The organism is Allomuricauda sp. XS_ASV26 (assembly GCF_041224615.1).
Lineage (GTDB): Bacteria > Bacteroidota > Bacteroidia > Flavobacteriales > Flavobacteriaceae > Flagellimonas > Flagellimonas alginolytica.
Genome location: NZ_JBGFGK010000028.1, coordinates 181,237 through 194,828, shown reverse-complemented (window position 1 = coordinate 194,828; position 13,592 = coordinate 181,237). Strand labels below are relative to the sequence as shown.

The window sequence follows — 13,592 nt, the reverse complement described above, 5'->3', positions numbered from 1 at the left end:
TTTAATTGTTTAGTTGTGGATATCGCGGTTTTTGATTTTTCTCCAACTCAGGTCTTGGATATTTTTTGTCCAATTTACAAAAATCGGAATTGTTGGAAATATACTCTGGAACAATACTCTTCATCAATTGTACAACATTGTCTTTGAAAAAGAGGTTGGAGATGCATAATTCATCTATCATTGTTCTTATTTTTCCATATTCGATTTCCCTGACCTTGCTTATCATAATCTTATCATGATACGTTGGGAGTGTGTTTTCTCCATTGGCCAACAATTCTTCATACAATTTTTCACCTGGCCTTAATCCGGTTATCTTAATGTCTATATCATCGGGGTAGTGCAACCCTGAAAGGCGGATCATGTTTTTGGCCAAATCCATAATTTTAACGGACTCACCCATATCAAAAATAAATATTTCGCCTCCCTTGCCCATTGCTCCTGCTTCCAAAACCAATTGGGATGCTTCGGGTATCGTCATAAAATAACGGGTAATATCTTCATGTGTAACGGTCAGTGGCCCTCCTTTTTCTATTTGCTTTCTAAACAATGGAATCACTGAACCGTTGGAACCAAGAACATTCCCAAATCTTGTGGTAATAAATTTAGTTTTTCCTTCTTGTTGCCTGCAACTAATGTACATCTCGGCAATACGCTTGGTCGCGCCCATTATATTTGTTGGGTTTACCGCCTTATCTGTAGATACAAAAACAAATTTTTCAACCATATATTCCACGGCAAGATCCACTATGGTCTTGGTTCCCGCTACGTTGATCTTTACTGCTTCGTACGGATTCTGCTCCATAAGGGGAACATGCTTATAGGCTGCTGCATGGAAAATTCGGTCCGGTCTATATTCCTCGAAAAGCACGCGCATCTTGTTTTTATCCCGAATGTCGCCAACAATCGGTACATAATTGAAAAAACCTGACTGTTTTAATTCTTGTTGTAAATCGTAAAGAGCTGACTCAGCTTGGTCTATCACTATAAGAGCTCGGTAGTTGTATTTACAAATTTGCCTGACCAATTCGCTACCAATCGAACCTGCGCCCCCGGTGACCATGATGACTTTATCGTCAAAATCCTTCATCACCTTACTGTTCTTGATTTCGATAGGAGGTCTATCCAAAAGATCTTCTATCTGTACCCTCTTAATTTGCGAGACCTTTAATTCCCCATTGATCCAATCTTCTACCGGAGGTACTATCTTTACTTTTACCGGCAGGTCCACAATCTCGTTTACCAATACCCGTAATTGCTTGGGATGGATACTTTGAATGGAAAAAATAACTTCGGTGATGTTGTTAAAGTTAACAAACTCCTTGGTTAAAATGGATTTATCATAAACTTTGACACCATTTATCTGCTTACCTACTTTTTGAAGATTATTGTCTACAAAGCCAATTACTTTGGCCCGCATTTTTGAATGGTTGGTCAGCGTATTGTAAGTAATGATCCCTGACTCACCAGCTCCATAAATAATCATATTTTTAGTTGGAGCCTCATTTCTGTTCATCAACGCTTCAAACGCTATTTTAAACACGTATCGGGAAGCAGCCAGCGCTATAAAAGTGAGCAAACTGTTGATAATGATTATGGAAAGGGGAATTGTAAAGTCCTCCAACAGATCTAAATATCTATTGGCCATAACTACGCCGATGGTGCCGATACTTGCCAAACAGACCGCATTGAAAATCGCATAAACATCCTTTATACCGGTGTGCCGGACTACACCTTTATAACTCCCCGAGATCAAAAAGGCTACCAAAAACAAGAAAACTACCACGGGCAACTGGACCCAAAGTCGGTTTACATCAAAATTAAAGCTTAGATTGAATCGGATAAAATATGCCAAAATAAATGAGACGGATACAATAAAAAGATCTATTGCCAGGACAGTCCATTTAGAAGCGTAACGTCTACCGTTTTTATAAAAGTACTCTCGAATCATCTTAATTCACCTTTAATAATTGTGCAAATACGTTGTAAATCATCTTCCTCCAAACTGGAGCCACTGGGCAGGCACAAACCTTTTTCGAACAGATTTTCGCTTACTCCATTTACGTATGATGTTTCCTTTTCAAAAACAGGCTGCAAGTGCATGGGCTTCCATAAGGGCCTTGACTCTATATTTTCAACTTCGAGAGTTTTTCTTATCTTCTCTCTAACCTCCAATGAAGGTGTCAATATGCAGGTGAGCCATCTATTTGAAAAATAACCTTTTGGCTCTTCTGGAAAAGAAATCATTTCTAAATCGCCCAAGTGTTTTTTGTAAAACTCAAAATTCCTTCTTCTTGCTCCCACCCTATCTTTGAGCACTTCCATTTGCCCTTTTCCAATTCCGGCAAGAACATTGCTCATCCTGTAATTATGACCAATGTGGGAATGTTGGTAGTGAGGTGCACTGTCCCTAGCTTGAGTAGCCAAAAAAACCGCTTTCTCTTTAGTTTCTTTGGATTTGGCAAGTAAAGCGCCCCCTCCCGATGTTGTAATTATTTTGTTCCCGTTAAAGGACAATATGGCCATATCTCCAAAGCTACCGCAATTGATACCATTGAACGAGCTGCCAAGGGCCTCTGCACTATCCTCCAGAACAGGGATGCCATAGTGTTTTGCGACCGCATGAACAGCTTCGACCTTATATGGCATCCCATAAAGGTGCACGGCAACTATGGCCTTGGGTTTTTTACCTGTTTGTATTCTTTCCTTAATTGCCTTTTCCAGTAAAACTGGGTCTAAATTCCAGGTATCGGGCTCGCTATCGATAAATACAGGTGATGCTCCCAAATATTTGATCGGGTTAGCCGATGCGGCGAAGGTAAAACTTTGACAAAGCACCTCGTCACCGGTAGCAACACCCAATAGCTCTAATCCAAGATGGATCGCTGCGGTACCAGAACTTAAACATGCGGCATGCACGTTATTTCCAACAAAATCTTCTATTGCACTTTCGAAAGCTTGAACGTTTGGACCTAGGGGGGCGATCCAGTTGGTATCGAATGCTTCTTTCACATAGGCTTGCTCATTGGCTCCCATATGAGGTGGAGATAACCAGATTTTTTTTAAGACTGTGGTTTCCATTAGTGGTTTTGGGTTGATGTAAGTAGGTGAGCGTTTTACTTCTCAATAGTAAAAGTAATATGAAAATTAGCCTCGCTACATTTTTGCAGGCACTATTCGGCAAAAGGTGGTAAAAAATCGGTTGAATGTATTTATTGAAGATTACCAAGTATAGTATTGAAAAATAGAATGACGTTTTTGGGTTGAGACCTAAAATGTTAGCAACATGGAAATTGCCATAGCTTTTTCTTATTCAGTCTCTTTAATACTTGCTGCCAACCACATCGAGGACTTCTCTTCGAAATGATTCACCTATTTGAAGATGAAGATAAACTTTTTGCTGTCGTGTTAATCCAAGAACAATTGGGTACTTAAGTTTTTAGAATATAGTTCAGCCCCATATTTAGACATGTGGCTCCTATCCTTCCAATGGTCTATATCAAAATCATTGAAAAAATCCAGATCGTCAATATACCTGATTCCCTTGGCACTAAAAAAATTAGCTGTTCTTGCACGGGTACTATCGTCTACTTTATTTAAAGATGGAGAAGTAAAAAATATTATCTCTGAACGCTTGTTCTGAGCGGATTTTTGTGCTATTTCGACCAGACTTTCAAAAAATGTGTTCACTTTTAAGGGCCGGGGCATTTTTAGCTCTTGATACCGTCCTTCCTTGTTAAGGATATCTTGAAACGTTTTTCTTTGCCCTGCACTTGGTTCCAGAGGATCAAAACCATTTGAAATCCTTGGTGCTCCTGTACTGCCAAGGTAATTTTTTAACATACCAAGAACTTTCCCGTTGTACACATAACTTTTTGACACTTTGGACAATATGATCTCCTCTGGAAAATATTTATTGATAACTTTTTCCATTTTACTGTCGTCCGTGGCTTCGTTAAGCAATGCCAACATGTCTTCCGCATCATACTGGTCATCAAAAACCTCATGGTGATCTATGTGTACAAGTATAGTCTGCCCTTCTTTATCCAACACAGCCATGAGTGCTGTGGCGTAACCAAGATGGGTCCCGTCCATTCCCATATTAAAACCAGACACAGGAAATAGCTCTGGGTCTACATGGCGAGCAGCTCGAGAACTTCCCAAAATCATCAAATCCACAGAATCCTTGACTTTATTAAAGAGGTTTGCCTTGCCAACACTTTGCCCAGTGTACACTTTTTGCTCCATAGAATGCAAAAGAGCATAAACCATCCTGTCCACCAATAGTAGACTCAACACTATCATTAAAAACAGAATCAAAGATTTCTTTTTCATCTCTTATTAAAATTGGAAATAGATAAAGTTATTGGCATCTGAATAAAAAAGAATAGTGTTTATGATTATAAAACATGTAATCGGCACATACCACCATACTTTAAGGGAAGACCCATAACTTTCCAACCGTATATTCTTAACAAATAGAAATGTATCAAAAATTAGGGCCACCAATAGACCGTAGACTACGGTAGCAAATATGCTTATATTCCCTATAAACGGTTTACCATAGTCAAAACTGAACAATTTTGAAATAATGATTTCGGTATCGTGAAAACTCAACGACCTGAAAAAAATCCAGATAAAAGTAACTATGGCGAACACCAATATATTATTAAAAAAACGATACTTGTTCGGTATTAGATTAAATCTTTTTTCCACCGCCAACAATATTCCGTGCAGGGAGCCCCATACAACAAAATTCCATGAACTCCCATGCCAAAGACCTCCTAAAAACATGGTAATGAACAAATTTCTGTATTGCTTTACAAGTCCCTTTCTGTTCCCTCCCAGTGGAATGTACAAGTAGTCCCGCAGCCAAGATGACAACGAAATATGCCATCTTCTCCAAAACTCTGTAATGGAAGAGGAAAAATAGGGCAAATTAAAGTTTGGTTTAAACTCAAACCCCAATAGCTTGGCCGTACCTATCGCAATATCTGAATATCCACTAAAGTCAAAATAGATTTGGAACGAATACAGGACCACCGCCATAACAATACTGGTGGCATTATGAATATCGGGCGCATTGTATATTCCATCTATCAGAGACCCGATAGAATCCGCCACAACTACCTTTCTAAAAAAACCAACAAGTATTTGGAAAAATCCGTCCTTAAATTTATTATGGCTCCAATACCTTTGGTTCAGTAGCTGAGGGACAAGATTTGAGGCCCTCTCGATCGGGCCGGCCACAAGTTGCGGGAACAATGCCACAAAACTTGCAAATGCTATGAAATTCTTTGTTGGTGATATCTCCTTTCTGTATATGTCTATTGAGTACGACATAGTTTGGAATGTATAAAAGGATATACCTACCGGTAATATAATATTTAGTGTGGTAAATCCGGGGGTATACCCTATACTTTCCCCAATGGCCAAAAAAGATTCTATAAAAAAATTAAAATATTTAAATACTCCCAGTAGCCCTAGGTTGGTAAAAACACTAATCATTAAAAAGAAATGACGTTTTCTTCCTTCGTGTTTAGATATGGCCAAACCGATAAAAAAGTCTACCAATGTCGAAAAAGCAATCAATGATAAAAATCTCCAATCCCACCAACCATAGAATACATAACTCGCCAACAAAAGAACTAGGTTTTGCAGTTTTACCTTTTTTGTTGGTATGGCCCAGTAAATTATAAAGACCAATGGGAAAAACAATAAGAATGCTAAGGAATTGAATAACATTTGAGGTCAATGAAATTTGCTTCCAACAAAAATAATCTCTTCGGGCAATTTATAATCCATTATTAGATGTTTGTCCTTTTAAAAGGATAAAAAGCACAAACCCGGCTTAATTGCCGGGTCTGATCTATTAGGTTATTTAAAAAGATTTTGCTTAGTTCATGTCAATCAAATTAATATACTCTTCAATGTTGGTATAACCATCATTGTCCAAATCTCCACTGTCATCGGCAACTTGTGGATTAAGCCCCATGGCGATTTCCCAATCATCTGGCATACCATCTTGATCGGTATCCTCTTCTGCCGTTCCTTTGTTAAGGTATGGATAACCTCCGGACATTTCTGGGGAGTCAACAATTTTTCCTGCGGAACTGTAAAAATTCTGTACGACTCGTTGGTCGACCGAGTCAAAATAAGGATATCTGGCACCTGCATTGGATAACACGTAGCTGATTGCGGCATCCACTGATTTTGCGTTAATACCTGAATCTACCGGTGGCGCTCCTACAATATATGGTTCCCATTTAGGGGACAAGAAGGGTATCCCTATATCATTTGTATTATCGGCATAATAAATACTTCCTGAATGACCTTGCCCTGAATCGTTCACATAACTTGTTATGTTAGCCGATGTTACATCTGTGGCTCCTTTTTTCCAATGGTTGCCTATTGCCGTCCAATTTTGTCCTGAACTAAATCCGCCTGCACCTTTAAAATCGTAAAATACATTGTTGATCATTTCAAAAGTAGATCTGGCCGCTCTGATATTTCTTTCGGAATTATGTGCTACGTAGTTGTTGTAAAAAGTTACATTTTCCGACCTGTTTATTAAGACGCCCATAGAGTGAGAACTACTCTCGTAGTGTACGGATTGAGCCAATGCCTCGGAAATTATACAGTTTTGAACGGTAATATTTTGAGAATCGACCACGGAGAAATTTTCGTCTATACTCCATGAAACCGAGCAATGGTCAATTATCATATTGGAAACATTAAGTAGTTCCAATCCATCGTAGGCTATCCCTGATGGTTTTGAGCCAACAATGTTGCCTGATGCATCTTTCCAACCATTATCTCCAAGTCTAAACCGAATATTTCGCAGTATAATATTATCAGTATAGTTAAACCTAATGGATCCTTTGATTGTAATTCCTCCACTGTTGGCCGGTGCTGTTTGTCCGGCAATGGTCAAATCTCCATTTCTTACATAAACTTGATCTTCATAATCCAGTTCTATTGTACCTCCCACGGCAAAAACAATTATTCGAGGTCCAGATGCCTCCAAGGCTTCCACAAAAGACCCTGGCCCATTTTTATTTAAATTAGTAACTGTATAGACCTTTCCTCCACGACCACCAGTAACATTCTTACCAAATCCTTCTGCAGTTGGGAACGCCTTTAGATCAGAAGACACTACATTGTCCGTTGGGAGGTCGCTGTCCGTGTCCCCACCTTCACCATCATTAATTGGGTCATCCTCATCCCCGTTTTCTTCCGAATCTTCATCGGTATCTTCCTCAACTGTTTCTTCCTCTATATTCTCAACTATCTCATCCTCTATGGATTGGTAAAAAAGATCTGTGTCCTTTGAACAGGAAAATAAGGTTACAAAAATTAATACAAGTAACATACAATGTAATGGGGTGAAAATTCTTTGTGTCATGGGATTGCTGCTTTGGGGCTTAAAAATAAATACAGAAAAACTTTTTTTGACGAAATGTCTTATTTTTTCGATGAAATACACTTTTTTGTCTAATTGTCATTGTTTTATGTAATCAATCTTTCTCATGTAATCTTTGGACTTACACTCATTCTTTTACGTATCTCATCTAAGAAATAGTTCACTTCGTCGATTTTTTTAACAAAAAACAACTGTTTTTTCGACGAAATGCACTTTTCTTTAACATCCGCCACATATTTTTCATCATCGTGGACTTTAAGCATTATTAAATTACTTTATGTTAATCCATTACGAGGACTATCTTTGCAACCAAAACTTCTAAAATGCAAATATTGGTCACCGGGGCAGCCGGCTTTATTGGATTCCACACATCAAAGGCATTATTGGAACTGGGGCATTCCGTTATCGGTTTGGATAACATCAACGACTATTACGACACAAAACTTAAGACCGCCCGATTAAAAGAACTAGGGGTTTTTGACAATGTTCTAGAAAAACCCAACGAAGTTTGCCAAAGTTCAACATATCCTAAGTTCAGCTTTGTTAAATTGGATATAACCGACCGTGAAAATCTTCCTAAGTTGTTCAGCAAACATAACATTGGTATTGTTTGCCATTTAGCTGCACAAGCAGGTGTACGGTATAGCATTGAAAATCCAGAAGCCTATATAGATAGTAATATTGTTGGCTTTCTCAATATTTTGGAATGCTGCAGAAACTTTAAAATAAAACATCTTTTGTATGCCAGCAGCTCGAGTGTTTATGGCAATAACAAATCCATTCCATTTAAGACAACGGATAATGTAGATCATCCTGTGAGTTTGTACGCCGCGACCAAAAAAAGCAATGAACTCATGGCCCACACATATAGCCACCTTTACGATATTCCTACTACAGGGCTACGCTTTTTTACTGTATATGGGCCTTGGGGCAGACCCGATATGGCAATGTTCCTTTTTACCGATGCAATACTAAAAGGCAAGCCGATCAAGGTGTTCAACCATGGGAACATGGAACGTGACTTTACTTATATAGACGATATCGTGACAGGTATTGTGCATATTATTGAAGGAGACCTTGAAAAACGATTGAAATTTGGAGAAAAATATAAAGTCTACAATATTGGAAACAATCAGTCCGTAAAATTAACAGATTTTATCAAAGCCATAGAAGAAGAGTTGGGAACAACGGCACAAAAGGAATTATTGCCCATGCAAGATGGTGATGTTCCCAAGACCTGGGCAGATGTGAAGGATTTAATGAATGATTTTAACTATAGACCAAATACATCAATCAAAAAGGGAGTTGCAAGTTTTGTTTCCTGGTACAAAAATTTTTACGGATATAACCACGAGAATCCTTATTAAAAAGATCATTGATCAAAATTTTACGCTAAGGAATACGTTTTATCGTATTTTATCAACGTTGATAGAAAACTAACTCCCATTTCATTTGTTTTAATGAATTTTACGTGAAAAATCGAAATAGACTTTAATGGAAATTAAAAATCTAAACCTAAAAAAGGATTTCAATATTTTAGTAACCGGAGGAGCTGGTTTTATTGGATCAAATCTCTGTGAAGCTATACTTAAAAATGGCAACAAAGTAAGATGTTTGGATAATTTTGCCACAGGTAAAAAAGAAAATATTCAACACCTTATGTCCAATCCAAATTTTGAATTGATTGAAGGTGACATCAGAAATTCAGAAGATTGCAACGAAGCATGCAAAAACATGGATTACGTATTGCACCAAGCAGCTTTGGGTTCGGTACCCCGATCCATTAAAGACCCTTTTACCAGCAACGAAGTTAATGTAGGCGGTTTTCTCAACATGTTGATCGCTTCTCGGGACAATAATATAAAACGCTTTGTTTATGCGGCCAGTAGCTCAACCTACGGTGACTCGAAAAACATGCCAAAAGTAGAAGACATTATTGGCAAACCGTTGTCCCCATATGCAATAACCAAATATGTAAACGAATTGTATGCAGATGTTTTTGCCAAAACATACGGTATGGAGACCATCGGTCTTAGATATTTCAATGTATTTGGCCGAAAGCAGGATCCCAATGGTGCCTATGCAGCAGTAATCCCTAAGTTTGTTATGCAATTAATGAAGCACGAATCCCCGACTATTAATGGTGACGGTAGCTTTTCCCGGGATTTTACCTATATAGACAATGTAATTGAAATGAACATCAGGGCAATTGTCAGTAACAATGTCGATGCTGTGAATACCGTTTATAATGTAGCTTATGGAGAACGTACAACCCTTAACCAACTTGTTGGTCTACTTAAAGAGAACCTGAGTGTTTACGACTCGGAAATATCTAACGTAGAAATTAACTACGGTCCTGAAAGAACCGGAGATGTACCCCATTCCTTAGCGTCGATAGATAAAGCTAAAGAACTCTTAAATTACGATCCTAATTACAATATTGAACAAGGATTAAAAGAAGCTGTTCATTGGTACTGGGAAAACTTGAAGTAACTTTGAGTTTTTGATACTGATTTCCCCAAATTTATTCTAAAAACAATAACAAATGAGATTAACCGTAATTGGTACTGGCTATGTTGGTTTGGTAAGCGGCACCTGTTTTGCCGAAATGGGCAATGAGGTCACATGTATCGACATTGACCAGAAAAAAATAGAAGGCCTAAAAAAAGGTATCATTCCAATATACGAACCAGGTCTGGAACCAATGGTTCTAAGAAATGTTAAGAACGGAACACTTCATTTTAGCACGGATTTATCAAAACACATCAAAAATTGTGACATTGCCTTTATTGCTGTGGGCACACCTATGGGTGAAGATGGTTCAGCCGACTTACAATATGTATTAAAAGTAGCCGAACAAATAGGTCAGAGCATGGACGCAACCTTAATAGTGGTCGATAAATCAACTGTTCCGGTGGGTACTGCGGACAAAGTTCGGACCACTATTCAAAAAGAACTTGATAAGCGCAAACTGAACATAGAATTTGATGTTGTATCAAACCCGGAGTTTTTAAAGGAAGGTGATGCTATCAACGATTTTATGAAACCTGATCGCGTGGTAGTAGGTGCGGACAACCCTGAAGCCACCAAAAAAATGAGACAACTCTACGCTCCATTTTTTAGGAGCAGCATGGATCGATTGATTACAATGGACGTACGATCTGCGGAAATGACCAAATATGTCGCGAACGCTATGCTAGCGACCAAAATATCCTTTATGAACGAAGTCGCAAATATTTGCGAACTAGTTGGTGCCGATGTGAACAAGGTAAGGATCGGTATTGGCTCGGACAGTAGAATAGGCTACAGTTTTATATATCCAGGTAGTGGTTATGGAGGATCTTGCTTTCCAAAAGACGTTAAAGCCTTAAAAAAAACTGCAACGGAGCATGGCTATATTCCACAACTGATAGGAGCAGTGGAATATGTGAACGATAGGCAAAAACTGGTAGTGGCCAAAAAAATTGCCCAAAGGTTCAATGAAGATCTTAAAGGAAAAACTTTTGCCATTTGGGGACTTGCCTTTAAGCCTCAAACCGATGATATGAGAGAAGCACCCGCCATTTATATTATAAAATATTTAGTGGAAAGAGGTGCCAAAATCCAAGCGTACGATCCCAAAGCAATGAACGAAGCAAAAGAGTTCTACTTAAAGGACCTTGATAATATTAGTTATCACGATTCCAAATATGACACTTTAAACGGTGCAGAAGCTATGGTTTTATTAACAGAATGGAAAGAATTTAGGTCTCCAGACTTCAATGAAATCAAAAAGCGATTGAACAAAGCCATAATATTTGACGGTAGAAACCAATATAACGATACCATATTGGAAGAATTGGGAATCGAGTACCATCAAATTGGCAAAACCACAAAGAATAAATAACCATTATCTTAAATTATAAAAATGAACTCAATTAAAATAGCTGTTATCGGACTAGGGTATGTAGGTTTGCCTTTGGCGCGCCTTTTCGCCACTAAATATCCTGTAGTCGGATTCGATATCAATGAAGGCAGGGTAGCCGAATTGAACAAGGGTACGGACAGTACTCTTGAAGTAGAGGACGATATTCTTCAAGAAGTTCTGCAGTCCGGCCCAAATATGGACAAAGGATTGTATTGTTCGTCTAATATAGAGGATATAAAAGACTGTAACTATTATATTGTAACCGTACCAACACCTGTAGATAGTACAAACAGACCTATTCTTACTCCGTTGTACAAAGCAAGTGAAACTGTTGGTAAAGTTCTAAAAAAGGATGATATCGTAGTATACGAATCCACTGTCTACCCCGGTGTAACCGAAGAAGAGTGCGTACCTGTTTTGGAAAAGGTAAGCGGTCTTAACTTTAATAAGGACTTTTTTGTAGGGTATTCACCAGAAAGAATAAATCCAGGCGATAAAGAGCATACCGTAGAAAAAATCTTAAAAGTTACCTCTGGCTCTACTCCAGAAATAGGGAAAAAAGTTGACGATTTGTATGCGTCCGTTATTACGGCAGGAACTTATTTGGCAACGACCATTAAAGTGGCAGAAGCGGCAAAAGTCATCGAGAACTCCCAACGCGATATAAATATCGCTTTTGTAAACGAGTTGGCCAAAATCTTTAACTTGATGGATATCGACACACACGATGTTCTGGAGGCAGCCTCAACCAAATGGAATTTCCTTCCCTTTAAACCGGGTCTCGTAGGCGGGCATTGTATAGGTGTTGACCCATACTACCTTGCGCAAAGAGCACAACAATTCGGGTATCATCCAGAAATAATTTTGGCCGGAAGGAGAATGAACGACGGTATGGGCAAACACGTAGCGGCAGAAGTAGTTAAGTTAATGGTTCAGCGAGACATTAAGATCAAAGGGTCTAAAGTGTTGGTGCTGGGCATCACGTTTAAAGAGAACTGCCCCGATGTACGCAATACCAAAGCTGTAGACGTGGTTTCGAACTTAAAGAGCTATGGAATCAATGTAGATGTGTTCGACCCATGGGCCTCCCCAGAAGAGGTTATGCATGAATATGGCCTTAAAACCACCAAAAAGCCCGAAGGAAACGACTACGACGGATTGGTACTTGCCGTAGCCCACAAAGAATTCGCAAACTATCCGTTCAATTCTCTTTTAAAGGACAATGGTGTACTTTACGATGTTAAGGGATACTTAGAAAAATCACTGGTTAACGGTAGGTTATAATTTATGAAAGATCAACCTTTGATCAGTGTTGTTGTGCCTGTGTACAACGTGGAAGAATACTTACGGAAATGTATAGACAGTATTCTGGCCCAAACATATAAGAACCTTGAGTTAATTTTAATTAATGATGGCTCTAAAGATAATGGCGGAGCCATTTGTGATGACTACGCTAAAAAAGATGATAGGGTTATCGTGGTACATCAGAAAAATAAAGGGCTCAGTGGTGCCAGAAACACAGGTTTGGGGCTGGTTAAAGGCGAATACTTATCGTTCGTGGATAGTGATGATTGGATAGAGCCCAGTATGTTTTCCGTACTCATTGGATTACTAGAAGAAAACAATCTCGATATAATTGAATGTGGTATTGCCAAATCCAATGTTGAAACGAAAGAAAAAGAGCATCATTTTTATAAGGAAGACTGCAAAACTGCACTTAAAAGGATCATTAAAAATAACCAATACTCCGTTTGGCGCAGATTGTATAGATCTAAGCTGGTAAGCGATTATCGCTTTTTGGAAGGTAAAACCTCGGAAGATGTTTATTTTACCATGGACAATATACCCAAGGTAAAAGAAATAGGCGTGTATCTAGAACCATTTTATAACTACAGGTACAATCCAACGAGTATTACCAAGAGCCCTTACAGTACTAAAAAGTTTGATTCATTGGATGCAGGTTGGTATTTGCTGAATAAGGTTAAAAAGGAAAACAAAGATCCGGAAATTATTTCAATAGCATATGATCATATGATCAAAAAACTATTGAAACACTACAAATTGCTCAACTATAATCCAAAGATCGATCCCGATTACCAACATCGGAAAAGATTAAAGGGAAAAATAAAAGAGCTATACCCGAAATCCAAAGAACCGCTCCCCTACCTAAAAATGGCAATAAATTTGCCCATAAGGGTGTTCGAGGCAATTATTGGGTTCAACAAGATTAGACATACTTTAACCAATAGCAAGGTCGGCTAAACT

Annotated in this window: 10 protein-coding genes; 5 read left to right on the top strand and 5 right to left on the bottom strand. The window is 38.5% G+C overall.

The window, feature by feature from the left end:
• Window position 1: 1 nt before the first annotated feature.
• The 5 genes from AB9K32_RS03940 to AB9K32_RS03920 form a co-directional block, all read right to left on the bottom strand.
• The gene (locus AB9K32_RS03940) at window positions 2-1,948 is read right to left on the bottom strand and encodes a nucleoside-diphosphate sugar epimerase/dehydratase (protein ID WP_224837198.1); all 1,947 of its coding nucleotides are present in this window, start codon (window positions 1,946-1,948) and stop codon (window positions 2-4) included.
• On the bottom strand, window positions 1,945-3,078 hold the full coding sequence (locus AB9K32_RS03935; RefSeq protein WP_338194695.1) for an aminotransferase class I/II-fold pyridoxal phosphate-dependent enzyme: 1,134 nt from the start codon (window positions 3,076-3,078) through the stop codon (window positions 1,945-1,947). The genes AB9K32_RS03940 and AB9K32_RS03935 overlap by 4 nt, the downstream gene beginning before the upstream one ends.
• 327 nt (window positions 3,079-3,405) lie before the next feature.
• Window positions 3,406-4,332 (bottom strand): hypothetical protein, encoded by a 927-nt coding sequence (locus AB9K32_RS03930; RefSeq protein ID WP_338194693.1) that lies wholly within the window; start codon window positions 4,330-4,332, stop codon window positions 3,406-3,408.
• A gap of 6 nt (window positions 4,333-4,338) precedes the next feature.
• Window positions 4,339-5,742 carry an MBOAT family protein gene (locus AB9K32_RS03925; RefSeq protein ID WP_369884416.1) on the bottom strand — a complete coding sequence of 468 codons (1,404 nt, stop codon included), beginning with the start codon at window positions 5,740-5,742 and terminating at the stop codon, window positions 4,339-4,341.
• A 151-nt stretch (window positions 5,743-5,893) separates the two neighbouring features.
• Window positions 5,894-7,369, bottom strand: coding sequence for a polysaccharide lyase family 1 protein (locus tag AB9K32_RS03920; protein ID WP_224837194.1), 1,476 nt, complete (start codon window positions 7,367-7,369; stop codon window positions 5,894-5,896).
• A gap of 374 nt (window positions 7,370-7,743) precedes the next feature.
• On the opposite strand from AB9K32_RS03920, the gene AB9K32_RS03915 reads away from it, so the two are divergent.
• The 5 genes from AB9K32_RS03915 to AB9K32_RS03895 all read left to right on the top strand — a co-directional run bounded on the left by AB9K32_RS03915 (window position 7,744) and on the right by AB9K32_RS03895 (window position 13,589).
• Window positions 7,744-8,787 (top strand): NAD-dependent epimerase, encoded by a 1,044-nt coding sequence (locus AB9K32_RS03915; protein WP_369884415.1) that lies wholly within the window; start codon window positions 7,744-7,746, stop codon window positions 8,785-8,787.
• A gap of 127 nt (window positions 8,788-8,914) precedes the next feature.
• A complete protein-coding gene (locus AB9K32_RS03910) occupies window positions 8,915-9,913 on the top strand; it encodes an SDR family oxidoreductase (RefSeq protein ID WP_224837192.1) in 999 nt (332 codons plus the stop codon).
• Between the two features lie 52 nt (window positions 9,914-9,965).
• Window positions 9,966-11,306 (top strand): UDP-glucose/GDP-mannose dehydrogenase family protein, encoded by a 1,341-nt coding sequence (locus AB9K32_RS03905; RefSeq protein WP_369884414.1) that lies wholly within the window; start codon window positions 9,966-9,968, stop codon window positions 11,304-11,306.
• 21 nt (window positions 11,307-11,327) lie between these two features.
• The gene (locus tag AB9K32_RS03900; protein ID WP_224837190.1) at window positions 11,328-12,611 is read left to right on the top strand and encodes a nucleotide sugar dehydrogenase; all 1,284 of its coding nucleotides are present in this window, start codon (window positions 11,328-11,330) and stop codon (window positions 12,609-12,611) included.
• Between the two features lie 3 nt (window positions 12,612-12,614).
• Complete coding sequence (locus AB9K32_RS03895; RefSeq protein ID WP_224837189.1) at window positions 12,615-13,589, top strand: glycosyltransferase; 975 nt, start codon at window positions 12,615-12,617, stop codon at window positions 13,587-13,589.
• Window positions 13,590-13,592: the final 3 nt, after the last annotated feature.

Excerpts from the sequence above, each read along its gene's own strand:
- AB9K32_RS03940 (WP_224837198.1), bottom strand. The coding sequence starts at position 1,948 with ATGATTCGAGAGTACTTTTATAAAAACGGTAGACGTTACGCTTCTAAA.
- AB9K32_RS03910 (WP_224837192.1), top strand. The coding sequence starts at position 8,915 with ATGGAAATTAAAAATCTAAACCTAAAAAAGGATTTCAATATTTTAGTA.
- AB9K32_RS03935 (WP_338194695.1), bottom strand. The coding sequence starts at position 3,078 with ATGGAAACCACAGTCTTAAAAAAAATCTGGTTATCTCCACCTCATATG.
- AB9K32_RS03925 (WP_369884416.1), bottom strand. The coding sequence starts at position 5,742 with ATGTTATTCAATTCCTTAGCATTCTTATTGTTTTTCCCATTGGTCTTT.
- AB9K32_RS03900 (WP_224837190.1), top strand. The coding sequence starts at position 11,328 with ATGAACTCAATTAAAATAGCTGTTATCGGACTAGGGTATGTAGGTTTG.
- AB9K32_RS03920 (WP_224837194.1), bottom strand. The coding sequence starts at position 7,369 with ATGTTACTTGTATTAATTTTTGTAACCTTATTTTCCTGTTCAAAGGAC.
- AB9K32_RS03930 (WP_338194693.1), bottom strand. The coding sequence starts at position 4,332 with ATGAAAAAGAAATCTTTGATTCTGTTTTTAATGATAGTGTTGAGTCTA.
- AB9K32_RS03905 (WP_369884414.1), top strand. The coding sequence starts at position 9,966 with ATGAGATTAACCGTAATTGGTACTGGCTATGTTGGTTTGGTAAGCGGC.
- AB9K32_RS03895 (WP_224837189.1), top strand. The coding sequence starts at position 12,615 with ATGAAAGATCAACCTTTGATCAGTGTTGTTGTGCCTGTGTACAACGTG.
- AB9K32_RS03915 (WP_369884415.1), top strand. The coding sequence starts at position 7,744 with ATGCAAATATTGGTCACCGGGGCAGCCGGCTTTATTGGATTCCACACA.